Source organism: Afipia sp. GAS231 (genome assembly GCF_900103365.1).
Taxonomy (GTDB): Bacteria; Pseudomonadota; Alphaproteobacteria; order Rhizobiales; family Xanthobacteraceae; genus Bradyrhizobium.
Map to the genome: position 1 here is coordinate 5,378,192 of NZ_LT629703.1, position 20,478 is coordinate 5,398,669.

The following is a 20,478-nucleotide window of genomic DNA, read 5'->3' on the forward strand; positions in this document are numbered from 1 at the left end:
GGACTCGACCGAGACCAAGCGTGATTTGCCCGTCGGGCAACACAAGGGGTTGGGGGTGATGGGCTAAGTTTGCGGTGATTCGGCCTCGTCATTCCGGGGCGATGCGCAGCATCGAACCCGGAATCTCGAACTTCCGGGTCTGGTCCTGCGGACCATCCCGGAATGACAACAGAAACATCAATCTCGCTCGGTCAGATACTCGACCGCCGCTTCGTGTGTAGGAAAACGACCAAGTTCGCGATAGTTGGGATCGTGTTCCGCTGAGTTGGGCGAGCGGATTGCGATAAATTCGTTGCCATCCTGTTCAACGATGTCCGTCAGATTATGACTGTCAAAGGGCGTCATGTCCCGTGCGCCGCAACTCGGACAAGTATCGTCGCACATGCAGGACCATTCGTCTGTCCAGCGCCGCCTGCAGCGTGCGCATCGATAGAAGTTCAGAAACCAGGCCATGCCCGACCTCCCTAGTGGCGTAGACGATAATTGCCGCGCGAAATGAAATCGATAAATCCCCGGTCGCGCAAATATTGAAGCTGCTGGCGTATCTTCGGTTTGACGTTCTGGTTGCCCGGGTAGAGCTCACCGAGGTGACGTTCGAAGGCATAGACCTCGTCGAGCGTGAAGTCGCGCTTCCCGAGCGACTCCACGCATTTCATGACGTCGAGCAACCAGCCCCGCGTCTCCGGAGACTCGTCTCTCAGGAAGAGCGTCTTCTGCCATTCCGCCAGCACGGCGTCCTTGGCGCGAACCACACTGTTCTGAACGATATGAATTTTGCCCGATTCCGGGACCCGGCTGAGGAGGATATTGGACCCAATCCAGCCGGCGCGACGCGCGGTAGCAGCCAGCGGCTTTCGCTCCTCGATGATCCCCCGGACGAAAAAATGCTTCGGCACGATGAGCAGGTTGACGACCGCAAGCGATTTGAGATCGTAGTTCATCAGGAGAAGGTTTGGATTATTGCTGGCGGCCAGACGTTCGCACTTGGTCTTGAAGGCACCATCGACGACGCGCGTTCCGAATTTGCCCTTCTGGCTTTTGAGTTCGAATTCCTCGTTGCAGGATGTACAGAAGAAATCGGCTAGCGGGCTGTTGTTGGGAAACGCAGAAATCTTCGCGTTGCCGCAGTGCGGGCAGTAGGCCCAGGCGCCGACCCATGCCTCGGTCCATGCCTTGGCCTTCTGCGAACCGCTGGTGTAGGCGGATTGGGATTCCTCAAAGGCAAGTTTCATAGCGCCCAGCGTAACCAAACTCGCCAAAATTGCCAGTTCTGCGCTTCGCTACCTCTTCTTCCACCCACCGCGATGCCCCGGCGCGCCGCCGCTGGAGCGTGGCGTCGGGCCGAACTCTGGGCCGGATTGCCGCGAGTCGGTGGGCTGGAAGATTTTGCTGCCGCCGGCGATCTCCGGCTTGCGCGGCTTGGCGCCGTCGGGGCGGAAGGGCAGGGACTCTGGGCCGTGCATTTCGTCGAGATGGGGTTTGTGGACTTTGGAGGCGCCGCCGGCACCGCCCGTGGATCGGGGCGAGGGGGAAGAAGCAGCGCCGCGCATTCCACCCTTCTTCTTCATCGCGCTGGCGGGCAGGTTGGCCGCGTCGCCGTACTTCTTCGTCCCGGCATAGGCGCCGGCCTTGTTCTGCACCACGCGCTGTTTGGCGGTGGGGTCGTCGACCACGGCGAGCTCGGTCGCACGCAGGCGTTTGACCTCGTCGCGCAGGCGGGCGGCTTCCTCGAAGTTCAAATCGGCGGCGGCTTCGCGCATTCGGGTTTCGAGATCGCCCAGCACCGCCTCGAAATTGTGGCCGATGGAGATGACGTCGTCGGCCATGCCGCCGTCGCCGATCTCGACCAGCACGTGGTCGCGCTCGTAGACGGAGTTCATGATGTCGCCGATCGACTTCTTGATGCTCTCCGGCGTGATGTTATGCGCGGTGTTGTATTCGACCTGCTTCTCGCGGCGGCGGTCGGTTTCGGCGATGGCGCGTTCCATCGAGCCGGTCATCTGGTCGGCATAGAGGATCACCTTGCCGTCGACGTTGCGCGCGGCGCGGCCGATGGTCTGGATCAGCGAGGTCTCGCTGCGCAGAAAACCTTCCTTGTCGGCGTCGAGGATCGCGACCAGCGCGCATTCGGGAATGTCGAGGCCCTCGCGCAGCAGGTTGATGCCGACCAGCGCGTCGAACGCGCCGAGGCGGAGATCCCTGATGATCTCGATGCGCTCGATGGTGTCGATATCAGAGTGCATGTAGCGGACGCGAATGCCCTGCTCATGCAGGTATTCGGTCAGGTCTTCCGCCATTCGTTTGGTCAGCACCGTGATCAGCGAGCGGTAGCCGGCCTGCGCGGTGGCGCGGACTTCGCCGACGAGATCGTCGACCTGGGTGCGCGCGGGGCGAATGTTGACGGGCGGATCGATCAGGCCGGTGGGGCGGATCACCTGCTCGACGAATACGCCGCCGCTCTCGTTCAGCTCCCAGCCGCTGGGTGTGGCGGAGACCGCGACCGATTGCGGGCGCATCATGTCCCACTCTTCAAAGCGCAGCGGACGGTTGTCCATGCAGGAGGGCAGCCGGAAGCCATATTCAGCGAGAGTCGCCTTGCGACGAAAATCGCCTTTGAACATGCCGCCAATTTGGGGGACCGTAACGTGGCTTTCGTCGGCGAAGACCAGCGCGTTGTCGGGGACATATTCGAACAGCGTCGGCGGCGGTTCGCCGGGTCGGCGTCCCGTGAGGTAGCGCGAATAGTTTTCGATGCCGGCGCAGCTTCCCGTGGCTTCCATCATTTCGAGATCGAAGGTGGTGCGCTGCTCCAGCCGCTGCGCTTCCAAGAGGCGGCCGTGGTTGTTGAGTTCGTCGAGCCGCAGTTTCAACTCGCCCTTGATCGACTTGATCGCCTGCACCAGCGTCGGGCGCGGCGTCACATAGTGCGAATTGGCGTAGATCTTGATGAATTCGAGATCGTCCTGGCGGTGGCCGGTGAGCGGATCGAACTCCTCGATATTCTCCACGGTGTCGCCGAACAGGTTCACGCGCCAGGCGCGGTCTTCATAATGCGCCGGAAAAATGTCGATGACGTCGCCGCGGACGCGAAACGTGCCGCGGGTGAAATCGGCCTGGGTCCGCTTGTACTGCAGCGCGACGAGGTCGGCGATCAGTTGGCGCTGGTCGATGCGCTCGCCCTTCTTCAGCGCGAACGTCATCGCGGTATAGGTCTCGACCGAGCCGATACCGTAGATGCACGACACCGAGGCGACAATGATGACGTCGTCGCGCTCCAGCAGAGCACGCGTCGCCGAGTGGCGCATGCGGTCGATCTGCTCGTTGATCGACGAATCCTTCTCGATATAGGTGTCGGTCCGCGGCACATAGGCCTCGGGCTGGTAGTAGTCGTAATAGCTGACAAAATACTCGACGGCGTTGTCGGGGAAGAAACTCTTGAACTCGCCATAGAGCTGCGCCGCCAGCGTCTTGTTCGGCGCCAGAATGATGGCTGGGCGCTGCGTCGCTTCGATCACCTTGGCCATGGTGTAGGTCTTGCCGCTGCCGGTGACGCCGAGCAAAACTTGCGTGCGGTCGTTACGCTCGATGCCTTCGACCAGTTCCTTGATCGCGGTCGGCTGGTCGCCCTTCGGCTCGTATTCGGATTTGATCACAAAGGGCACGCCGCCTTCGGATTTCTCCGGGCGCGGCGGCCGATGCGGCGTCCAGATTCGCACCTGGCCGTCGTCGCCTTTGAACTCGGGGCGGCCGTCGCGGATCAGGTTTTCCAGCGCGTCGGCCGTGGCCTTGACGCCGAACGCTTCCATCTTGCTGCGCGGCGGCCGTGCCAGCGCCTCGTCATCGTCCTCGGCGGTCGGCAGGCCGAGCTGCCGCGCCAGTTCGGGGTCGAGGGTCGGGATCGTTGCCGAGGTGCCGTAGTTGGGAGACTTGAATTCGCTTTGCGGCGCTTCGTCGAAACCTTGCGCGTCGCGCTTGGCAACATCGTCGCCGGTCGCGCGCGTCGAGGCCCGCGCGCGATGCGCGGCAGCCTCACCGCCGGCGCGGCGGTCCCAGGAATTGTCCGGCGGCGGCTGCAGCCCAGTGCCCGAGCCCATGCCGGCATCGCCGCGGTTCAGCGCGGGATTGAGCAATTCCGCCAGCGCCGGCCCGATCGGCTGCACGTCGGGCCGAGACGCCTTAGAATTTGGCGCTTTGGATTTCGGGGTTTTCGCGGGTTTTTTGGGAGTGCCTGATATCTTCGCCATAGCCCGAATATGGGGCGAGTCAGGCGACGAGAAAAGGGCAAAGGGGTGTGGGGAGGGAAGGCTGCTGACGTGTTTTGGCTGTCAGCAGCTGTCAGTACGGCAAGGGGGAACTCGAATCGTTCACTCCGTCATGGCCGGGCTTGTCCCGGCCATCCACGTCTTTGCTTGCTGTGGGGCCGTAAAGACGTGGATGCCCGGCACAAGGCCGCGCATGACGGAATCGCTCAAAGACACGGAATCCGAAGACCCTAAGCTCGCAGGTCGTCCGAACCCTGCGTCACCGCGCTGGCCGCGACGATGTCGAGATGAATCCCGCCGCATCGGGTGCAGCGCATGGTCCAGTATTCGGCGCCGGCGCGGCCGGGGATAATGCGCAGTACTGCAAGGTCAGCCTGGCAATCCGGGCAGTTGGTCAGTCTGGAAGGCTGTACCGCAGCTTGGGATGCCTGCGTCGTCGGACGTGCTAGAAGGCCGTCGCGAACCGCGGCTTGAACCGGTCGATATGGGCTATCGCATCCGCGATCGCCGCTTCCGGATCCGACCAGGCGAAGCCGACTTCGAGCGTCGGAAACGACAGGCCATCGATCACGACCGGCTCCAGATCTGCCCGTTGAATCCTGGCGTGCCATAGACCTCTCCCCGCCTCGAACGACTGAATTTCAAAGCCGCCATAGATCATGGCGATTCTCCCCCGAACTTTTGCTCGCAGATAGAACAGCACGGCGCGGCAAAAGCCGGTGTGAACGAGTTCACATCGTCAGCACTATTTCCGGCGGTGGCTGGGCGCGACCGCGCCGGAAATCGGCCGAGTTCGCCCGATTTGGGGTTGACCGAGTCTTATGTTGCGGCTGACATCGACCGCGGTGTGTGCGAACGGCGGATTCGGCACGCCAGAGGGCAATCCATGAGGTTGTCGACGCGTTTGACGATCGCGATGGTCGCGCTGGTGCTGCTGGCGACGACGGCGGTCGGGGTGCTGTCCTATCGCAATATCGCCGCGGTTGCCCTGCCGAGGGCGCTGGACCGGCTGCAGACACATGCCGAACTGCTCGGCAGCGAGCTTGCCGCCTCGGTTCGTGGCGCCCGCGCCGATGTGATCGGCTTTCGCTCCGCGGTTGCCGCCATCGACATCATGAACGCGCATCTCAACCGGAGCACCGATCCGGCGGCGGCCGCCTCCGAGACGGAGCTGCGGAGGCGTCTCGGACGGCGTTTCGAGGCCGAGCTGGTTTCCAAGCCGAACTACCATGAGTTCCGCTACATCGGGGTCGAGGACGGCGGGCGTGAACTGGTGCGGGCCGACCGTTCCGGTCCCGGCGGTTCGCCGCGCACCGTTCCGGACGGCGAATTGCAGCGCAAGGGCGATCGCCCCGCCTTCGCAGAAACCATTCGCTTGCCGGCAGGCGAGGTCTATGTCTCACCGGTCGAGCTCAACCAGGAAAACGGCGTCATCGAAACGCCGCATGTCCCGGTGCTCCGCGTCGCCACGGCGCTGCACGCGCCCGATGGACGGCCATTCGGCATCGTCATCATCAATGTCGATATGCGGCCGGCGTTCGCGCGCATTCGCAACGCCGCGGCCGACGGTCGCCGACGTTACGTCGTCAATGATCACGGCGACTATCTGCTGCATCCCGATCCGGATCGCGAATTCGGTTTCGAATTTGCCAAGCCGAGGCGCGTCCAGGACGATTTTCCGGAGCTGACCGAACTGCTTGCCGCGGGCGGTACGGCGTCCGGCGTCGTGCTGGACCGGACCGGCCATCGCTTCGGGGCAGGGGTGGTGAGCCTGCGGCTGGCGGAGGGTCCGCGCATTGCCGTGATCGAGACGCTGCCCTATGCCGAGCTGATGGCGACCACGATCGCGGCACGCGATTCCACCCTGATCGTCGGTCTTGTTGCGGCGCTTTGCGCATTCCTCCTGGCCATCGTCGTCGCCCGCTCGCTGACGCGGCCGCTGGTGCAGATGACCAAAGTGGTCGAGGGATTTTCCCGCGGCGAAACTGTCGCACTGCCGGCCGGAGGCGGCCACGAGATCGGCGTGCTGGCCACGGCGTTCGCGGACATGGCCGCCGAGTCGCGCGCCAAGACCGCATCCCTGCTCGAGAGCGAGCAGATGGCGCGCGACGTCGTCGCCAATGCGCTCGACGCCTTCGTCCAGACCGACGAGGCCGGTAACATTCTGGAATGGAATCCGGCAGCCGAAGCCATCTTCGGATGGTCGCAGCAGGAAGCGCTGGGCAAGCAACTGATCAGCCTGGTGTTGCCGGAAGCGCTTCAATCGCACCGCAGGCGGATGCGGGAACAACTGCTGCGCAGCGAAGCGAGTGCGGCGGCCGGCGAACGTTTCGAGATCGATGCGATCCGCAAGGATGGCCATCCGTTCAAGATCGAGGTGTCGCTGAAGGCGCTTCGCCGCCGCGGCGGCTACGTCGTCAACGCCTTCATCAGGGATATGACGCAAAAGATCGCCGCGGACGAGCAGTTGCGGCAGGCGCAGAAGATGGAGGCCGTCGGCCAGTTGACCGGCGGCGTCGCGCACGACTTCAACAATGTGCTGACGGTCATCACCGGCACCATCGAGATTCTGGCGGCGGAGGTTTCCGACCGGCCCGATCTCGCGGCCATCACCCGGCTGATCGGCGAGGCGGCCGATCGCGGCGCCGAACTCACCGCGCATCTGCTCGCCTTCGCGCGCAAGCAGCCGCTGCAGCCGCGCGACACCGACGTCAACCGCCTGATCGTCGAGTCGGCGAAACTGATGCGTCCGACATTGGGCGAGCACGTCGAAATCGAATCGATGCTGGCGGATTCGGTCTGGCCGGCGCTGGTCGATCCGGGCCAGCTCAGTTCCGCGCTGCTCAATCTGGCGATCAACGCCCGCGACGCCATGCCCGACGGCGGCAAGCTGACGCTGGAAACCCGGAACGTCATCCTCGACGAAAGCTATGCCGCCGCCCACAGCGACGTCCGCGCCGGCAATTACGTGATGATCGCGGTGAGCGATACCGGCGTCGGCATCCCGGAATCGATCCGCGACCGGGTGTTCGATCCGTTCTTTTCGACCAAGGAGGTCGGACGAGGAACCGGACTCGGACTGAGCATGGTCTACGGCTTCGTCAAGCAATCCGACGGCCACATCAAGGTCTACAGCGAGGAAGGCTTCGGCACGACGTTCAGACTCTATCTGCCGCAGGCGGGCGGCTCGCCGGAACAGCTTGCGGCGGCGCCGCTGAGCGCGGAGCTGGAAGGCGGTCACGAGACCATCCTGATCGTCGAGGACGATCCGCTGGTGCGCAGCTATGTCGATACCCAACTGCAGAGCCTCGGCTACAAGACGCTGTCGGCGGCAAACGGCGTCGAAGCGCTTGATATCGCCGATGGCGGCGCCGCCTTCGATCTTCTGTTCACCGACGTCATCATGCCCGGCCGTTTGAACGGCCGGCAGCTCGCCGCCGAAATGGCGCGGCGCCGCCCGGGCCTGAAAGTGCTGTTTACGTCGGGCTACACCGAAAATGCCATCATCCACCATGGCCGGCTGGATTCCGGGGTGCTGCTGCTGGCCAAACCGTATCGCAAGCTGGACCTGGCGCGGATGGTGCGCACCGCCTTGACGGATGCCGGAATCCTCGCCGACAGCCATTCCGCGCCGGCCTGAAACTCGGGTCCTTCAGCGCCGCGCGGCGATATGATCGGCGAGCACGGCGGCATCGTCGCCGACGCCCGAGAGAAACGAGGAGTTCATCTTCGACAACCAGGGCAGGCCGAGGAAATACAGTCCGGGCACGTCGGTGATGCCGTTGCGGTGCACCGGTTCGCCGTTCGCATCCTTCACCGGAATATCGATCCAGCCGAAATCGAGGCCGTAACCGGTGGCCCAGATCACCGCGCCGATGCCTGATGCGCCGAGATCGAGGCGCTGCAAGGGGTCGGTGACGCAAGGCGGGTCCGGCAGCTTTGTCCGTGCCTCGGGCTCTTCGGGCAGATTCAGGCCATGCAGTTTTACGAAGCCGTCGACGATGTCGAGGAAAGTGGTGAAGACGAGGTCGCCGGCGACCATGCTTTCGGCAAGACCCGGTGCGATCTCAACTACGCCGCCGCGGGCGCTTTGCAGATGTCCTGTTAGCGTCATGCCGTCGGCGGCGTAACGGCGGAAGTCGATGGTCTGGCCACCATAGGCGCCCGAGATCACCGGCCCCAAAGCCGACGCCCCGCGCTGCGCGGTCGGAGTCTGGTCGATGCCCATTTCGGCGAGCCACCAGAACAGGTCGCGGCCGCGGTAACGGCGCGGCAGCCGGCGATGGGTTCCGACCGAGAGATAGACGCGGCGTCCGGCGCGCTGCAGCTCCTCGGCAATCTGCGCGCCCGACGCGCCGGCGCCGGCCACCAGCACCGCGCCGGACGGAAGCTGTTTTGGATTTTGGTACTTTGAGGCATGGACCTGAAACACCGGATGGTCGCGCAACAGGTCCGGGACCAGCGCGCGCTGATAAGGGCCGGTGGCGACCACGACATTGTCAGCTTCGATGATATCGCCGGCGGTCTCGGCGACGAAGCCGCGTGCATCATCGCGCCGGCGCAGCCGCGTCACCTCAACGCCGCAGCGGATCGGAGGTGCTACGAACGCGGCATAGGCCTCGATGAATTTGACGATCTCATCCGTGGTGGCGAAGGCGTCCGGGTCGGCGTGCGGAAACGGAAAATCCGGCAGCCGCACCGACCAGTTCGGAAACTGGAATTTCAAACCGTCCCAGCGCTCGCTGCGCCAGCGTTCGGCGATCCGCTGCCGTTCCAGCACCAGATGAGAAAGTCCGCGCTGCTTGAGCCGGTGGCTCATCACGAGGCCGGCCTGGCCGCCGCCGATGATCAGGGTGTCCACCCGTTCAACCGGCATGACGCTGGCCCTTTCGGCGCGCGGCCGGCTCAGCCGCCGCGCGAATGATCCAGCGCCGGAACGCGGCAAAATCGCGCTGCTCGGTGCGGAAGCCGCGATAGACCAGGTACCAGCGCATGCCCTTGGGCACGCTGCTATCGAACGGCGCCACCAGCCGTCCGGCGGCGAGGTCGTCGTCGATATAGGGCCGGATGCCCATCGCGATGCCGAGCCCGTCGACCGCGGCTTGCAGCGCCTGGCCGTAGAACTGAAACTCCGGCCCGCGCGCGGTGACGCGCGTGACGCCGGCGGCCTTCAGCCACGACGACCAGTCGTCGGGCGAATGCGCGACCCGCAGCAGCGTCGTGCCTTTGAGATCGCTTGGGCGCTTCAGCGCATTGGCGAGCCGGGGCGCGCAGACCGGCGTGAGGTCGGCGGCGAACAACGGCTCGGCGATCAGGCCGGGCCACTCGCCGTCGCCAAGCTTGATGCCGCAACTCCAGTCGTCACCGAACGGCGCGGCCGCGCCGCCGGTGGTGATGCGCACCTCGATGTCGGGCTCTTGTTTGCGAAAATCCACCAGCCGCGGGATGAACCAGCGCATCGCAAAGGTCGGCCCGACCCCGATGGTCAGCACCCGTGCGCCGGAGGGCGTCGTCACCTGCGCGGTCAGGCTCGCCAGCGCGTCGAAGATCGGCGTCAGCCCGCTCTGATAGGCGCGGCCGGCGAGCGTGGTCTCGAGCCGGTTGGCCTTGCGCTCGAACAGCGCGACGCCAAGCCGTTCTTCCAGCAAGTGAACCATGCGGCTGACCGCCGCCGCCGAGACGTTGAGCTCCTGGCCGGCCGCGGCGAAGCTGCCGCTCCGCGCCGCCGCCTCGAATGCCTTGATGCCGTTGAGAAAGAGTAGCCGCCGCATACTATCCACTAGCCTCAGGAAAACTGATGCCAGGGCAAGATAACTCAGTTTGCGCCCCCGGTCCAAGCGCGGCAAAACACCTTTGAGGAGATTCCAATGACGCCGATTCTGATCGCCGCGCTGGGCCTGCTGATGGTCGCGACCGCGTTCCTGTCGGGCCTGTTCGGCATGGCCGGCGGCATGATCCTGATCGGCGTGCTGCTGACCTTCATGCCGCTGCCCACCGCGATGGTGCTGCACGCGATCACGCAGATGGCGTCGAACGGCTGGCGCGCCTTCCTGTGGCGCGCGCATATCCGCTGGCGGCCGGTATCGGTCTATTTGATCGGCTGCGCGCTGGCGCTCGGCCTGTGGTCGCTCACCCGCTATGTGCCGGACAAGCCGATCGCGCTGCTGCTGCTCGGCGCCACCCCGTTCATGGCGCGGATGATGCCAAAGGATATCAAGCCTAATCCGGACAGCGTCTGGCAGGGCACCTTCTACGGCACCGTCTGCATGGGGCTGATGCTGATGACCGGCGTCTCCGGCCCGCTGATGGATACGTTCTTCCTCGGCGGCAATTTCGGCCGCCGCGAGACGGTCGCGACCAAGGCGACCTGCCAGGTCGCCAGCCATTTCACGAAGCTGATCTACTTCGGCGGCATCATCGACCAGGCCGCGACGCTCGATCCGGTACTGGCAGGGGTTGCGATCGCGGCGTCGATGCTCGGCACCACGCTGGCGCGGCGCATCCTGGAAGCGATGAGCGACCAGCAGTTTCGCACCTGGGCCAACCGGCTGATCACGACCGTTGCCGGCTATTACATTCTTTATGGCGGCTGGCTGTTCTATGCGTCGCGCGCCAGCGCGACGGCATTCTGACGGCCTTCTGGGGTGTGACCGGAACGCTACCTTGCCGTCTCCCCAAGCCGCGGCCGGATAATCTCTACCATGCGGTCAGCGGATGTGCCCGGCGGAAAGAAGCCGAGATAATTGCCCTCGCGGTCCATCAGATAGATGTAGGCGGTGTGATCGACGGTGTAGTAGCCCACGGTGTCTTTGGGTGTATCTACCTTCGCGTAATAGACCTTGTAGGCATCGGCGGCTTTGCGGATCGCCTCCGCGCTTCCGGTCAGCCCGATCAGGCGCGGATGAAACATCGCCACATATTCGGCGAGATGCGCTGCGGTGTCACGCTCGGGATCGACCGTGATGAACAGCGGCTGCACGCTGTCGGCCGCAGTGCCGAGTTTGTCGAGTGCGAGCCCGATCGCCTGCAGATCGGTCGGGCAGACGTCGGGACAATAGGTGAAGCCGAAATAGACCAGCATCAGTTTGCCGCGGAAGTCACTGTTGGTGCGCGGCTTGCCGGTGTGGTCTGTGAGTTCAAAGGGGCCGCCGACCGGCTCCCGATTCCACATCAGGATGTCCATCACCTCCGCCGGCGAGCGCGTCGGTGCTTCGCCGGCGAACGCGGGCGCCAGCATCAGCCACAGCAAGATGCCGGCACGACGGATCATATGCCGAAGGTGAGGCGGCTGCCGGTGGTGGTGACCAGCACCTTGTCGCCCATCTGCGCTGTCGCCTCCTGGACGAAGTTCAATCCGCTGCAATGCATCGGGATCAGCACATCTGGATCGAGCGCCTTGATCTCGCCGACCACCTGCTTGAGGTAGTCCGCCGGCGCCGGCCCGAGATGGAAGCCGCCGACGATGGCGTGGATCTTCTGGATGCCGGAGACTTCCTGCGCCTGCTTGACCGAATTGACGATGCCGACATGGCCGCAGGAGGAGATCACCACGAGGCCCATATCCTTCACGTTGAAACAGGTGGCGTGCTCGTGGATGTGTTCATCGGGCACGATCTTGCCTTCCATCTCGGCTGGCAGGTAGTGACCGATGTTGCAGCCGAGGCCGTCCTTGATGCCGAATTCGACCCAGGTCTGCGGCAGCACGCGCTCGATACTGCGGCGGGTGATCTTGCCGGTGGTGAAGGCGTGGCCGGCGATCACCGTCGGCGTTTCGCACAGCACGGTCGTGACCTTCTGCGACGCGAGCTGGCGGCGGTCGAGCGCGCCGAAGTCGGTGAACTGGCCTTTGGTCGGCGTGGGGTTGACGCGATGGCAGAAATTGTCCTCGCCGCCGGCGTAAAGTTTGACCTCGGCCGGAAGCTTGTCACGGAACTTGTCGAGGAAGCCGTTGAGGCCGCCGAAATGATCGTAATGCCCGTGACTGACGATCAGCGCGTCGATCTTCGACGGATCGGCGCCGACCAATTCCATGTTGTTGATCAGAACCTCCGGCGTATAGCCGTAATCCAGCATCAGCGTACGCTGATCACCCGCGGCCTGCGATTCCAGCCACAGCGACAGTCCCCACTCGCTGTGCAGCGGTTTCCGGAAATCGGCGCCCCTGGCTGTCGGCGTGATCGAGACACCATTGGCCTGCTTGGGGCGGAAGAACGCATCGAAGCTGGAATCGACCAGCACCTTGATCGACAGCTTGTCCACCGTCGGCACCGCGATCGGTGCGGCGCTTGCGATCTCGACGCAGGAAAATGCGCTTGTGGCTGCGATGCCGGCGAAGGCGGCTGACGCTTTCAGAAAATCACGGCGGGCGAGGTTCTCGGTCATAGGATGTCTCCCAATTAAGTCGTTACCAGATCCGCAAAACCTGCCCACAAGCTTAAGCCCAAATCCATGCCGCCTCAACGCGTCATCACATTCGCGCGCGGGCGTGCCGGTGCCATTGACTCAAGGGTACGACCCGGCTCAAATCCATGCATCCGCATCCATTTCGAGATGCGCTTCAATTTCATGCAGGGACAGCGCCCATGATCGACCTTCATTACTGGTCCACGCCGAACGGCCACAAGATAACGATGTTTCTTGAAGAGGCCGCCCTGGAGTACAAGATTTTCCCTGTCGTCATCGGCAAGGGTGATCAGTTCAAGCCGGAATTTCTGGCGATCGCACCGAACAACCGCATTCCGGCGATGGTCGATCACGCGCCGAAGGGCGGCGGAAAACCGATCTCGATCTTCGAGTCCGGCGCGATGCTGCTGTATCTGGCGGAGAAGACCGGAAAATTCCTGCCCGCCGACCTCTACGGCCGCTACGACGCGATCCAGTGGACGTTCTGGCAGATGGGCGGGCTCGGGCCGATGGCCGGGCAGAACCACCACTTCCGCAACTACGCCGTCGAAAAGCTGCCTTACGCGATCGACCGCTACGTGAACGAGACCAACCGGCTCTATGGCGTGCTCAACAAGCGCCTGTCGGACCGCGAGTTCGTCGCCGGCGACTATTCGATCGCGGATATGGCGGCCTATCCCTGGATCGTGCCCTACAAGAACCAGGGCCAGAACATCGACGACTTCCCGCATCTCAAGCGCTGGATGGAAACTATCGGCGCGCGGCCGGCGACGATGCGCGCCTATGCCAAGGCGAAAGAGGTCAACCCGAACTTCGGCCAGCCCGCGATCCGCACCGAGGAAGAGCGCAAGCTGCTGTTCGGTCAGACCGCGGCGGTGGTGAAGTAGCGAACGACATGCACCGCTGTCATCATCCGCGAAGGCGGATGATCCAGTAAGCGCCACCGCTCATCGCTACCACAACCGCCGCGGCGTACTGGATGCCCCGCCTTCGCGGGGCATGACAGGAGGGGGCTGACCAAATCCGTCATTGCGAGCCAACGGGTCGCGCGAATGCGCGCCCGATGACAGGCTCCGCGAAGCAATCCATCGTGCGGCAAAGCAAGGATGGATTGCTTCGTCGCTTGCGCTCCTCGCAATGACGGGTAGTTTGGCGGCTGTCTTCGAACAGGATCGCCGCCCCAATGTCACTCAAACTCTACGAACTCGTCGGCGCCGACGCCGGCCGTCCGTTCAGCCCGTTCTGCTGGCGGACGCGGATGGCACTGGCGCATAAGGGGCTGTCGGCGGAAACGATCCCGTGGTGTTTTACCGAGAAGGAAGCGATCGCGCCGCACAAGTCCGACAAGGTGCCGGTGCTGCTCGACGGTGAAACGCCGGTTGTCGATTCCTGGGCGATCGCGAATTATCTGGAAGATCGCTATCCGGACCGGCCGTCGCTGTTCGGCGGCGAGGGCGGCCGCGCCATGGCGCGGATGCTGAACTGGTGGGGCGATCTGAGCATCGTCGGCGGCATCTTTCCGATGATCATCGCCGACATCCCGCTTAACCTGAAGCCGGTCGACGCCGCCTATTTTCGCAAGACGCGCGAAGCGCGCTTCGGCAAGCCGCTGGAGGAAGTCATGGCCGGCCGCGACAAGGCCGTCGAAGGCTTTCGCAAATCGCTCGACCCGCTGCGGCTGACCCTGAAGACGCAACAATTTCTCGGTGGCGCCGCGCCGAACTACGCCGACTATATCGTGTTCGGCCCGTTCCAGTGGGCGCGCGTGGTCTCACCGTTCAGGCTGCTGGCCGAAGACGATCCGGTCTATGCCTGGCGCGAACGGTTGCTCGATGCGTTCGACGGCATGGCGCGGAAATCGCCGGGCTATCCGGCATAGGCTTCGACCGGCCGCCGCCACCATTGGACAAGACCATGAGCAACGACCCCTTTGCCGCACTTCCGGCCGCCCGGCGCGACGTCGCGGTTTCGGCGATCGCGGCCGTGCTTGATGCCACGGCTGCCGTCAACGTCAGGCCTGCGACGGGCGGTGTGTCGGGGGCGGGGGTTTTTCTGATTGAGGCGGGCCACCGTCGCTTCGTATTGCGCCTGGAAGGGCAGCCTAGTCCGCTGCGCAACCCGCACCAGTATGACTCGATGCGGATCGCCGCCGAAGCGGGTCTCGCGCCGCGAATTCATTATCTCGATGCGAACGACCGGGTCGTGATGATGGATTTCGTCGAGGACCAGCCGCTCGATACCTATCCGGGCGGCCCACTGGGTTTGGCGCAGGCGACCGGAGCACTGTTGAAGCAGCTACAGGGCTTGCCGCTGTTTTCGCGCTTCATCGAATACCCCGAGATCGTCCGCCGGGTCTGGGCGCATGTTTGCAAAACCGGTCTGTTCGCCGATGGCGTTCTCGATGCCGCTTCGCAACGGCTGATTGACATACGCAAGGCCTATGTCCTCGACGCCAACGCGCACGTCTCCAGCCATAACGATTTCCTGCCGCGCAACCTCTTGTTCGACGGCAAACGATTGTGGCTGATCGACTGGGAGAACGCCTTCTGCAACGATCCCCTCGTTGATCTCGCAACCGCGCTCGACAACTTTGCGCCGTCATTGGCGCTGGAAGAAGTGTTGTTGCAGGCTTGCCTCGGCCGGCCGCCGGATCGCCATTTGCGCGAGCGACTTGCGCTGGCGCGTTCTCTGACCCGCCTGTTTTATGCGGGTGTCCTGTTCAGCGCTTCGGCATCGGCCCCGCGGGCAAGGCCCGATGCCGACCTTTCGGCGCCAACCGCCGCCGAATTCGAACGATCGATCCGCGATCGACGGCTGCTACCCGAAACACCCGAGACCAGCCATGTTCTTGGCAAGATGTATCTGGCGTCGTTCCTGTCCGGCGCGGTGCCGCCCGGATTGCCGCCGATGTATATGCGCTAGCGTCGCAACATCAGCTCAGCGGAATCTCCCGGCGCTGGTGCGCAGCTGGGGTTCACAGACCGGCAAATATCCCGGTCGGAGGGCGGGGCCGCCGAACCGCAACATGTCGAAGCGAATTGACTCCGGAAAGTCCGCGATGGTGATGCCGGGCTGGTCGAAGGCCTGCGCGACAGCGTCCGTGAGGCGCTGATCGAGCGGCGTCGAAAAGGTGACGACGGCGGCCTTCAGCTTTTCCTGGCTGCACACGGTCGGCATGTTCGCGAGCCTCGGACAGTCCAGCTTGATCTGCCAGGCATGGACATAGGCCGTCAGCGCATCGACGAAATTTTGCTTCATGGTGCTGTCGCACGGCGACAGCGCAAAGCCGGTCGCGGCTTGCAGCGCTTCGCTCCTGATCGTGTCGAGCGAGCGCATGATGCGCTCGTTCTCGCGCCGCTTGTCCTGGTCATCTCTGGCGCCCTGATCGCCGGAGGCAAATACCTTCGGCCACGCGCCGACGCTGACGGGAAAGCCGCGCGCGGCCCATGATACGCCGGCAAACGAGGCCACGAAGGCCAGGGCCACATAGAGGTAGATTCGTTTCATCGATCCGACTCATCCCAGGATGTTTCGGCAGTTTAAATGCAACCTGTTAACGGACCAGCCATTGCCGATTTCCGTCCGCTCATGACGTTCATGCGATCGCAAACGCATCGCTAAGTGTTCCGCTAAAATTTGAGCGAATGCAGGCGTCAGCGGCCGGTATAGTTCGGCGGCCTTCGCTCGCGCCACGCGGCGAGGCCTTCGACGAGATCGCTGGTCGGAGCCATTGCCGCGAACTGTTCGCTTTCGACCTGCAGCCCTTCGCCGATCGCCATGTTCAATCCGCGGGTCACGGCGGTGATGATGCTGGCGGCCGCAAGCGGCGAATGGCGCATGATGCGGCCGGCGAGTTCGCGCGTCGCCGGCAATAGTTCGTCATGCGGCACGACCTTGTTGACGAGGCCGATCTCCAGCGCTCGCGCGGCCGAGAAGGGATCGCCGGTCAACAGCATTTCCAGCGCGCGCTTGCGCCCGGCCAGCCGTGGCAGCCGCTGGGTGCCGCCGAACGTCGGCGGCATGCCGAGATTGATCTCGGGCTTGGCAAAGGAGGCGCGGTCGCTGGCGATGGCGAGATGGACGGCTTCGGTGATCTCGCAGCCGCCGCCGAACGCCAAGCCATTGACGGCGGCAATCACTGGCTTCCTGAATGCTTCGAGGCGCGCAGTCATGGCCTGGCCGCGCCGGACGAAGTCGCGCGCCGCGGTATTCGGTCCGCGGCTGACGCTGCCGGAAAATTCGTGGATGTCGGCGCCGGCAGAAAACGCGCGTTCGCCGGCGCCGGTGAGCACCACGACGCCGGCGCTGGCATCAACCTCGATCTGGTCGAGCACCGCCATCAGGCGGTCGATCAATTCGTAGCTGAGCGCATTGAGCTTGTCGGGCCGGTTGAGCGTGATCAGCGCGATCCCGTCCTTGGTTTCGAGCAGTACAGTGTCGGACATCGGGTCGTCTCCGAGAGGGCAGCATTGCGCGCAGCATAGGAGCCGATCCGGATTGAGTATATTCACTGGTCGGTATACATTGCCGCCATGGCACGATCCGCAGTCCCGACCCGCGAGCGCATCATTTCGGCGGCGAATAAGCTGTTCTACAATGACGGCATAAGGGGCGTCAGCGTTGACGCGGTGGCGGCGAAGGCCGGCGTCACCAAGCGCACGCTGTATTATCATTTCCGGAGCAAGGACGATCTGGTGGCGGCCTATCTCGCCGGCCGCGATCAGCCCAATCTGGCGCTGTTCAAGCAATGGTTCGCCGAGCGCGACGACGGGTTGCCGGTCCAGGTCGAGCGCATCTTTCGCAGCCTCGCCCGCTCGGCGCGGCATCCGAAATGGAAGGGTTGCGGCTTCCTGCGCACCTCTGCTGAACTCGCCAACCTGCCCGGACATCCCGCGATCACCATCGGCGCCGCGCACAAGAAGAAATTCGAGGCGTGGCTGCGCGAGACGTTTACGGCTGCCGGAATTGCCGAGGCGTCAAAACTGTCGCGACAGGTCCTGCTGCTGCTCGACGGCTCCTTTGCCGTCGTCCTGCTGCACCGTGATCCCAGCTATATGGAAACCGCCGGCGAAGCCGCGCGATCGTTGGTCGAGGCGGCGCTGCCGGGGCGGAAGAAGGCGCTGGGCGTGCGCGGTGTAATCAGGACGTCATTGCGAGGAGCGTAGCGACGAAGCAATCCAGTCTTTCTTTGTTTGGTAAGACTGGATTGCTTCGCTTCGCTCGCAATGACGGTTGGGCGCCGGTCAAAACCCGCAGCGGGCTCGCAGCATCTCGAGCACGGCGCCGAGGTCGGGCACCACGGCCGCGCAGTTGGCGCGCGAGGCGTCCGTCGGCGGCACCATGTCGGGCACCATGATGGTGATCGCACCCGCGGCGAGCGCCGACGCCACGCCGTGATTGGAATCCTCGACCGCCACACAGGTTTGCGGCATTACGCCGAACCTTGACGCTGCCAGCAGATAGAGCTCGGGGCTCGGTTTGCCCCTGACGACGTCGTCGCGGGTCAGGATCGCATTGAAACGGTCGTGGATTCCGGCGAGCCGCAGATGCGCGTCGGCGGTGCGCCGCGACGAGGAGGTGACGATCGCCATCGGATATTCCGCTGCCTGCAGCGCATCCAGCAGCTCGACCGCGCCGCGTTTCACGGGTAACCCGGCCTCCAGAATTTCATCGCGCTTTGCCATGAAGGCCTTGTTGATGTCAGCAAGCGGAAAATCCTCGCCGTAGCGTGCGTGCAGCATGGCTTCGCATTCCGGCCCCGGCAGACCGACCATCGCATGGCAGAGCGCGACGACGTCGTCGGTATAGCCATGCGCGTGCAGCGCCGCGACCAGGCTGTCGAGATAGACCCGTTCAGTGTCGAGCAGCGTGCCGTCCATGTCGAGCAGGACGGCATGCACGTTCCATTTGCCGGTCACGTTGCCGCCGCGTCTGCGGCGCGCGCGGCCGCCTTGCGCAGGCAATCCGGGCACAGACAATCGCCGCCGTCCGACGGCATCGGCAGCCGATAGGCTTCGTCCATGCACCAGCACGCCCCCGACAGGTTGCAGCCGAATTCGGCGCCGCAACTGGCGCAGGCGAGGCGACGTAGGGGCTGGTTTTCTGACCGATTTGTCATGAACGGGGCCGCATCCCTACACGGAATTAATCTCGGGTTCATCTCGAACGGCGGTATAGTCCGGCGCAATATACGCCCGGGAACGTTTTAGGGAAATCGTATGGCCCGCGATTCGCAAGCAGCCCTCGTTGCGCTCAATCGCTTCGGCTTCGGCGCGCGGGGCGGGGCGTCCGGCGATTTCGTCAACGCCGCCTCCGATCCGCGCGGCTTCGTCAAGGCCGAGCTGCTCCGCCCCAACGGCGTGCTGCTCGAAGTTCCCGGATTGCAGTCGACGCCGGCGCTCGGCAAGGCGGTGTTCGACTATCAGTTCGAGATCCAGCAGGCCCGTGACGCCGCCGCCAAGGCCGCGCCCGCTGCCGGGACCGAAGCGCCCGCGCAGCCGACGCCGCGGGATGCGAAGGGGCAGCGGCGAAACCTGTCGCTCAGCAGCATCGCCATGGACATCACGGCGAAGGACCCGGAGGCGAAGGAATCGCAGATGAAGGCTGGCGACGGCGCCAATGCGACGATGGCCGATCCTTCAGCTAAGTCTGCCGAGACCATGCAGCCCAATGCGCCAAAGCCGCCGCCGCAACAGCTCAACATCATCCAGAAGACGTTTCGCGCCGAGGCGCTGGCGCGGCTGCAGCGCGCCACCATGGCCGATTGCGGATTCGTCGAGCGGCTGGTGGTGTTCTGGTCCAATCATTTCTGCATCTCCGCCGGCAAGGGCGGACTGGCACGGATGTGGGCGGGCTCGTTCGAGCGTGAGGCGATCCGGCCCCATGTGCTCGGGCGCTTCGCCGATATGTTGAAGGCGGTCGAGCAGCACCCGGCGATGCTGTTCTTTCTCGACAACCAGCAGTCGCTCGGCCCGGACTCCCGCGCCGGGCTGAACCGCAACCGCGGGCTGAACGAAAATCTCGCGCGCGAGATCATGGAGCTGCATACGCTCGGTGTCGGCGGCGGCTATTCGCAGGACGACGTGACCTCGCTGGCGCGGATCATCACCGGCTGGACCTATGCGGGACGGCAGGGCGCGCTCGGTACGCCCGGCACTTTCGTGTTCAATGCCAATGCGCATCAGCCCGGCGCGCAGCGCGTGATGGGCAAGATCTACGAAGCCAACGGCGTGGCGCAGGGCGAGGCGGTGCTGGCTGATATCGCACGGCATCCGTCGACCGCGAAATTCATCGCGACCAAATTCGCCCGGCACTTCGTGGCGGACGATCCGCCGCCAGCACTGGTGGCGCGGCTGAGCGATGTCTTCGTCAAGTCCGACGGCGATCTCAAGGCGCTGGCGATGGCGCTTCTGGATTCCGACGAAGCCTGGCAGGCGCCGTTGACCAAGATGCGATCGCCTTACGAATTCCTGGTCGCCAGCGGCAGATTGCTCGCGCAAATTCCCGGCGATCCCGGCCGCTATCTCGGCGCCCTCAATGTGCTCGGCCAGCCGCTTTGGTCACCCGCAGGGCCGAACGGCTTTCCCGACAGCAATGCGGCATGGGCCGCACCGGAGGGCATGAAGCTGCGGCTCGATATCTCCGCGCAGATTGCGTCGCGTCTAGGTGATGGCATCGATCCCCGCGCGCTGCTCGAACTCGCCGCTGCGGACGCGGCCTCCGAGGAGACGCGCAAAACCGTCGAGCGCGCGGAATCGCGGCAGCAGGCGCTGGCGCTGTTGCTGATGTCGCCGGAATTCCAGAGGAGATGACT

The 20,478-nt window shown here is 64.2% G+C and carries 19 protein-coding genes; 7 read left to right on the forward strand and 12 right to left on the reverse strand.

Annotated features, from left to right (window positions below; translation table 11 throughout):
• Window positions 1-177: 177 nt before the first annotated feature.
• The 4 genes from BLS26_RS25450 to BLS26_RS25465 form a co-directional block, all read right to left on the reverse strand.
• Window positions 178-453: a hypothetical protein gene (locus BLS26_RS25450; protein ID WP_092515328.1), complete on the reverse strand. Its 276-nt coding sequence runs from the start codon at window positions 451-453 to the stop codon at window positions 178-180.
• Between the two features lie 11 nt (window positions 454-464).
• The gene (locus BLS26_RS25455) at window positions 465-1,232 is read right to left on the reverse strand and encodes a DpnI domain-containing protein (RefSeq protein WP_092515329.1); all 768 of its coding nucleotides are present in this window, start codon (window positions 1,230-1,232) and stop codon (window positions 465-467) included.
• A 48-nt stretch (window positions 1,233-1,280) separates the two neighbouring features.
• On the reverse strand, window positions 1,281-4,244 hold the full coding sequence (uvrB, locus tag BLS26_RS25460; protein ID WP_092515330.1) for an excinuclease ABC subunit UvrB: 2,964 nt from the start codon (window positions 4,242-4,244) through the stop codon (window positions 1,281-1,283).
• 463 nt (window positions 4,245-4,707) lie between these two features.
• Window positions 4,708-4,923: a hypothetical protein gene (locus BLS26_RS25465; protein ID WP_092518549.1), complete on the reverse strand. Its 216-nt coding sequence runs from the start codon at window positions 4,921-4,923 to the stop codon at window positions 4,708-4,710.
• A gap of 225 nt (window positions 4,924-5,148) precedes the next feature.
• Here BLS26_RS25465 and BLS26_RS25470 point away from each other — a divergent pair, with 225 nt between their 5' ends.
• Window positions 5,149-7,902 carry a PAS domain S-box protein gene (locus tag BLS26_RS25470; RefSeq protein ID WP_092515331.1) on the forward strand — a complete coding sequence of 918 codons (2,754 nt, stop codon included), beginning with the start codon at window positions 5,149-5,151 and terminating at the stop codon, window positions 7,900-7,902.
• A gap of 12 nt (window positions 7,903-7,914) precedes the next feature.
• On the opposite strand, the gene BLS26_RS25475 is transcribed toward BLS26_RS25470, so the two are convergent.
• Window positions 7,915-9,138, reverse strand: a complete 1,224-nt coding sequence (locus BLS26_RS25475) for an NAD(P)-binding domain-containing protein (protein ID WP_092518551.1) — start codon at window positions 9,136-9,138, stop codon at window positions 7,915-7,917.
• A complete protein-coding gene (locus BLS26_RS25480) occupies window positions 9,128-10,033 on the reverse strand; it encodes a LysR substrate-binding domain-containing protein (protein ID WP_172804692.1) in 906 nt (301 codons plus the stop codon). Before BLS26_RS25480 ends, BLS26_RS25475 begins: the two co-directional genes overlap by 11 nt.
• Window positions 10,034-10,129: 96 nt before the next feature.
• Between BLS26_RS25480 and BLS26_RS25485 the strand changes: the two genes are divergently transcribed.
• Entirely contained in the window at window positions 10,130-10,894 is a 765-nt protein-coding gene (locus BLS26_RS25485) for a sulfite exporter TauE/SafE family protein (protein ID WP_092515333.1), read from the forward strand.
• Between the two features lie 26 nt (window positions 10,895-10,920).
• Here the strand turns inward: BLS26_RS25485 and BLS26_RS25490 are convergent, their stop codons facing one another.
• Both BLS26_RS25490 and BLS26_RS25495 read right to left on the reverse strand, forming a co-directional pair.
• Window positions 10,921-11,532: an SCO family protein gene (locus BLS26_RS25490; RefSeq protein WP_092515334.1), complete on the reverse strand. Its 612-nt coding sequence runs from the start codon at window positions 11,530-11,532 to the stop codon at window positions 10,921-10,923.
• Complete coding sequence (locus tag BLS26_RS25495) at window positions 11,529-12,644, reverse strand: MBL fold metallo-hydrolase (RefSeq protein WP_092515335.1); 1,116 nt, start codon at window positions 12,642-12,644, stop codon at window positions 11,529-11,531. Before BLS26_RS25495 ends, BLS26_RS25490 begins: the two co-directional genes overlap by 4 nt.
• Before the next feature lie 200 nt (window positions 12,645-12,844).
• Between BLS26_RS25495 and BLS26_RS25500 the strand changes: the two genes are divergently transcribed.
• The 3 genes from BLS26_RS25500 to BLS26_RS25510 all read left to right on the forward strand — a co-directional run bounded on the left by BLS26_RS25500 (window position 12,845) and on the right by BLS26_RS25510 (window position 15,587).
• Window positions 12,845-13,552: a glutathione binding-like protein gene (locus tag BLS26_RS25500; protein WP_092515336.1), complete on the forward strand. Its 708-nt coding sequence runs from the start codon at window positions 12,845-12,847 to the stop codon at window positions 13,550-13,552.
• A gap of 296 nt (window positions 13,553-13,848) precedes the next feature.
• Window positions 13,849-14,544, forward strand: a complete 696-nt coding sequence (locus BLS26_RS25505; protein ID WP_092515337.1) for a glutathione S-transferase family protein — start codon at window positions 13,849-13,851, stop codon at window positions 14,542-14,544.
• Window positions 14,545-14,579: 35 nt separating this feature from the next.
• Window positions 14,580-15,587 (forward strand): phosphotransferase, encoded by a 1,008-nt coding sequence (locus tag BLS26_RS25510; RefSeq protein WP_157676588.1) that lies wholly within the window; start codon window positions 14,580-14,582, stop codon window positions 15,585-15,587.
• A gap of 15 nt (window positions 15,588-15,602) precedes the next feature.
• Here the strand turns inward: BLS26_RS25510 and BLS26_RS25515 are convergent, their stop codons facing one another.
• Together BLS26_RS25515 and BLS26_RS25520 are read right to left on the reverse strand one after the other, a co-directional pair.
• The gene (locus tag BLS26_RS25515; protein ID WP_092515339.1) at window positions 15,603-16,172 is read right to left on the reverse strand and encodes a hypothetical protein; all 570 of its coding nucleotides are present in this window, start codon (window positions 16,170-16,172) and stop codon (window positions 15,603-15,605) included.
• A 146-nt stretch (window positions 16,173-16,318) separates the two neighbouring features.
• Window positions 16,319-17,110 (reverse strand): crotonase/enoyl-CoA hydratase family protein, encoded by a 792-nt coding sequence (locus BLS26_RS25520; protein WP_092515340.1) that lies wholly within the window; start codon window positions 17,108-17,110, stop codon window positions 16,319-16,321.
• A gap of 87 nt (window positions 17,111-17,197) precedes the next feature.
• Between BLS26_RS25520 and BLS26_RS25525 the strand changes: the two genes are divergently transcribed.
• A complete protein-coding gene (locus tag BLS26_RS25525) occupies window positions 17,198-17,830 on the forward strand; it encodes a TetR/AcrR family transcriptional regulator (RefSeq protein ID WP_092515341.1) in 633 nt (210 codons plus the stop codon).
• Window positions 17,831-17,908: 78 nt separating this feature from the next.
• Here BLS26_RS25525 and BLS26_RS25530 read toward each other — a convergent pair whose 3' ends face one another.
• Complete coding sequence (locus BLS26_RS25530; RefSeq protein ID WP_092518553.1) at window positions 17,909-18,583, reverse strand: HAD family phosphatase; 675 nt, start codon at window positions 18,581-18,583, stop codon at window positions 17,909-17,911.
• Complete coding sequence (locus tag BLS26_RS25535) at window positions 18,580-18,783, reverse strand: cysteine-rich CWC family protein (RefSeq protein ID WP_092515342.1); 204 nt, start codon at window positions 18,781-18,783, stop codon at window positions 18,580-18,582. The genes BLS26_RS25530 and BLS26_RS25535 overlap by 4 nt, the downstream gene beginning before the upstream one ends.
• Before the next feature lie 100 nt (window positions 18,784-18,883).
• On the opposite strand from BLS26_RS25535, the gene BLS26_RS25540 reads away from it, so the two are divergent.
• Window positions 18,884-20,476, forward strand: coding sequence for a DUF1800 domain-containing protein (locus tag BLS26_RS25540; protein ID WP_092515343.1), 1,593 nt, complete (start codon window positions 18,884-18,886; stop codon window positions 20,474-20,476).
• Window positions 20,477-20,478 lie beyond the last annotated feature (2 nt).

Excerpts from the sequence above, each read along its gene's own strand:
- BLS26_RS25450 (WP_092515328.1), bottom strand. The coding sequence starts at position 453 with ATGGCCTGGTTTCTGAACTTCTATCGATGCGCACGCTGCAGGCGGCGC.
- BLS26_RS25455 (WP_092515329.1), bottom strand. The coding sequence starts at position 1,232 with ATGAAACTTGCCTTTGAGGAATCCCAATCCGCCTACACCAGCGGTTCG.
- uvrB (WP_092515330.1), bottom strand. The coding sequence starts at position 4,244 with ATGGCGAAGATATCAGGCACTCCCAAAAAACCCGCGAAAACCCCGAAA.
- BLS26_RS25465 (WP_092518549.1), bottom strand. The coding sequence starts at position 4,923 with ATGATCTATGGCGGCTTTGAAATTCAGTCGTTCGAGGCGGGGAGAGGT.
- BLS26_RS25470 (WP_092515331.1), top strand. The coding sequence starts at position 5,149 with ATGAGGTTGTCGACGCGTTTGACGATCGCGATGGTCGCGCTGGTGCTG.
- BLS26_RS25475 (WP_092518551.1), bottom strand. The coding sequence starts at position 9,138 with ATGCCGGTTGAACGGGTGGACACCCTGATCATCGGCGGCGGCCAGGCC.
- BLS26_RS25480 (WP_172804692.1), bottom strand. The coding sequence starts at position 10,033 with ATGCGGCGGCTACTCTTTCTCAACGGCATCAAGGCATTCGAGGCGGCG.
- BLS26_RS25485 (WP_092515333.1), top strand. The coding sequence starts at position 10,130 with ATGACGCCGATTCTGATCGCCGCGCTGGGCCTGCTGATGGTCGCGACC.
- BLS26_RS25490 (WP_092515334.1), bottom strand. The coding sequence starts at position 11,532 with ATGATCCGTCGTGCCGGCATCTTGCTGTGGCTGATGCTGGCGCCCGCG.
- BLS26_RS25495 (WP_092515335.1), bottom strand. The coding sequence starts at position 12,644 with ATGACCGAGAACCTCGCCCGCCGTGATTTTCTGAAAGCGTCAGCCGCC.
- BLS26_RS25500 (WP_092515336.1), top strand. The coding sequence starts at position 12,845 with ATGATCGACCTTCATTACTGGTCCACGCCGAACGGCCACAAGATAACG.
- BLS26_RS25505 (WP_092515337.1), top strand. The coding sequence starts at position 13,849 with ATGTCACTCAAACTCTACGAACTCGTCGGCGCCGACGCCGGCCGTCCG.
- BLS26_RS25510 (WP_157676588.1), top strand. The coding sequence starts at position 14,580 with ATGAGCAACGACCCCTTTGCCGCACTTCCGGCCGCCCGGCGCGACGTC.
- BLS26_RS25515 (WP_092515339.1), bottom strand. The coding sequence starts at position 16,172 with ATGAAACGAATCTACCTCTATGTGGCCCTGGCCTTCGTGGCCTCGTTT.
- BLS26_RS25520 (WP_092515340.1), bottom strand. The coding sequence starts at position 17,110 with ATGTCCGACACTGTACTGCTCGAAACCAAGGACGGGATCGCGCTGATC.
- BLS26_RS25525 (WP_092515341.1), top strand. The coding sequence starts at position 17,198 with ATGGCACGATCCGCAGTCCCGACCCGCGAGCGCATCATTTCGGCGGCG.
- BLS26_RS25535 (WP_092515342.1), bottom strand. The coding sequence starts at position 18,783 with ATGACAAATCGGTCAGAAAACCAGCCCCTACGTCGCCTCGCCTGCGCC.
- BLS26_RS25540 (WP_092515343.1), top strand. The coding sequence starts at position 18,884 with ATGGCCCGCGATTCGCAAGCAGCCCTCGTTGCGCTCAATCGCTTCGGC.